Origin of the sequence: Sphaerochaeta sp. S2 (genome assembly GCF_016406725.1) — a bacterium.
GTDB lineage: Bacteria > Spirochaetota > Spirochaetia > Sphaerochaetales > Sphaerochaetaceae > Sphaerochaeta.
The window spans coordinates 1-2,232 of record NZ_JAEKNT010000152.1 but is presented as its reverse complement, the minus strand read 5'-3'; the positions used below and the strand labels follow the sequence as shown (position 1 = coordinate 2,232).

Here is a 2,232-nt window from a genome sequence, read left to right as displayed (position 1 = left end):
GACCATCATTTCTTCCCATATAAAGAAAAGTTACAAGAAAGGAAAGTATACACGACGTATACTCCTTGTTGGGTATGGAGAGAAACTTGAACATTATGAAAGTGCATTGCATAGTAGGCGGATGCATGGTATCAAATTGGTTGGTCAATTCGATGGAGAAGGAGTATCCATCGGCGGTGCAAGACAAATCAATGCAGGGTTGTTGCGTGAAGCGGTTGCATTGACAAATCCTGATCTGGTAGTGATTGGATATCCAGGAGAAGAGCATAAAAGGCAAGAAAAGATGGTAGCACAGGCCTTGGATCTGCTCAATGAAAAAGTAGTAATGCTACCCAGTGTACCGGAATCGTACATTGGTACACAAATTTCTGATTTTAGATGGATACCAATGCTTACTCTTAATGCTGCAGAGATGGGGTTCTTTCAGCGTTTTATGAAACGCACCTTTGATATTGTTTCTTGTAGTTTTGGTATAGTGCTTATTTCCCCAGTATTACTGTTGATCGCGCTATTGATTAAACTTTCTTCACCAGGCCCCATTATTTTCAAGCAAAAACGGATTACGCGAGATGAAGAAGAGTTTATCATGTATAAATTCAGGAGTATGAGAACTGATATCCCTGAAGGGAATGCCCACTGGACAGAAGAGAATGATCCAAGGATTACCAGGATAGGCCGATTTCTCAGAAAAACGAGCTTGGATGAGTTGCCCCAGTTGTTTAATGTTATTGGTGGTTCGATGAGTTTGATCGGACCACGACCTGAAAGGCCTGAATTGGTTGAGAAATTCAATCACGAGATTCCTGGATATAGGATGCGCCATAGATTTAAGGCAGGGGTTTCTGGATGGGCACAGGTAAATGGTTGGAGAGGAAATACGTCTCTGGAACGTAGAATTGAATTTGATTTATACTATATAAGAAATTGGACTTTGCCCTTTGATCTAAAGATTGTACTCTTTACTTTCTTTAGAGGATTTGTAAATGAGAATGCGTATTAATGAGGAAGTTATGAGAAAGTATTTACTCAGCATAATTTTGTGTGTATTGGGTTTTTCGTCTTTATTTGCGGCAGAACAGGAAATTCGTTCGACTTTGCCAGCGTTAACGTCATCCCAGATTCAGGAACTTCTGGACGGAAACATTATTGATGGTGAAACGATTGATGGAGGAAAGATAACTCAATTTTTTGCAAAAGGAACTGAAGCGTATGATAGGGCTGTCATTGCTGAACAATCAACAAATGGATTCAGTATTGCTGCAGTAAGTTATATTCCCTATGGACCAGAGCTGAAAGCCATGAGCACAGAAGATCGGCAACTGGCGATCTTTAATAAGATTAGAGCAATATCCACACAAGAAGGAATAACCTATATTTCTTGGAGAGCTGGAAATAAGCCAAAAATACTCATCGAAAAATCATCCTACATGGAAGATAGCAAAAATCTGAACAATCTACTCCCAGACCCTGTAGCCACTACTTTTCCATACTCTGTACAGAGCTATGTTTTCCAGCGAGATAGTTCCTTTGGCGGTAATCGTTACCTACACACCTATACGAATAGTGACAGGGAAATATTTGTAGAGATCATGAATATCAGTACGATCCGGGTATTTGGTATTTTTACAGCCGTTCCAAAAGAACAACTCCGCATCAGTATGGGCACATACCAGATGGAGGATGGCTTGTTGCTATGTGCTCTTACAACCATTGAGGATCGTGAACCAGAAGTAGGTGTTTTCGGTATTACCGTAGATCTTCCCTCAGCTTTCATGAGAAGAATTAGGGCTCTACAAAATTGGTTTGTTGATCAGCTTGCTACAATAGAAAATTAATAGGATATATTATGAAAACTATACGTATTGTTTTACTAATTGGTGTGTTGCTTTTCACTCTCTCTGCAATTACTGCTGCTGATCAGCTTTCGGTGCCTCTAGATCATCGTGCATATCAAGTATTAGAAAATGCACAGATTCGTGGATTAATCGACAAACAGATAGCTGTAAAACCCTATAGTGCCAATAAGGTATTGTCATTGCTTACTGAAATTGCTGAAGAGCAAGAGCAGTTGAGTAAATTGGAAAGGGAGGAATTGGGACAGCTTCTGGAACAACTTACCCGTACCTATGGCACCGATCCATCTCCCCTAGATGCTGTATTCTCAACTGGTTACTTCAGGACATATGATGAAGAAACAAAACTTGGTGCTTCCTTGGGTGTTACCCTCCAGAC

The 2,232-nt window shown here is 40.3% G+C and carries 2 protein-coding genes and 1 pseudogene; all 3 read left to right on the top strand.

Annotation, left to right across the window (positions count from 1 at the left end):
* Window positions 1-4: 4 nt before the first annotated feature.
* Window positions 5-1,000: an exopolysaccharide biosynthesis polyprenyl glycosylphosphotransferase gene (locus JF818_RS03980; protein WP_370570301.1), complete on the top strand. Its 996-nt coding sequence runs from the start codon at window positions 5-7 to the stop codon at window positions 998-1,000.
* Window positions 984-1,835, top strand: a complete 852-nt coding sequence (locus JF818_RS03975; RefSeq protein WP_198890684.1) for a DUF6675 family protein — start codon at window positions 984-986, stop codon at window positions 1,833-1,835. The genes JF818_RS03980 and JF818_RS03975 overlap by 17 nt, the downstream gene beginning before the upstream one ends.
* Window positions 1,836-1,846: 11 nt before the next feature.
* Window positions 1,847-2,232, top strand: a pseudogene (locus JF818_RS03970) (hypothetical protein); the annotation flags it as partial.

Coding starts and splice junctions, on each gene's coding strand:
- JF818_RS03975 (WP_198890684.1), top strand. CDS start 984: ATGAGAATGCGTATTAATGAGGAAGTTATGAGAAAGTATTTACTCAGC.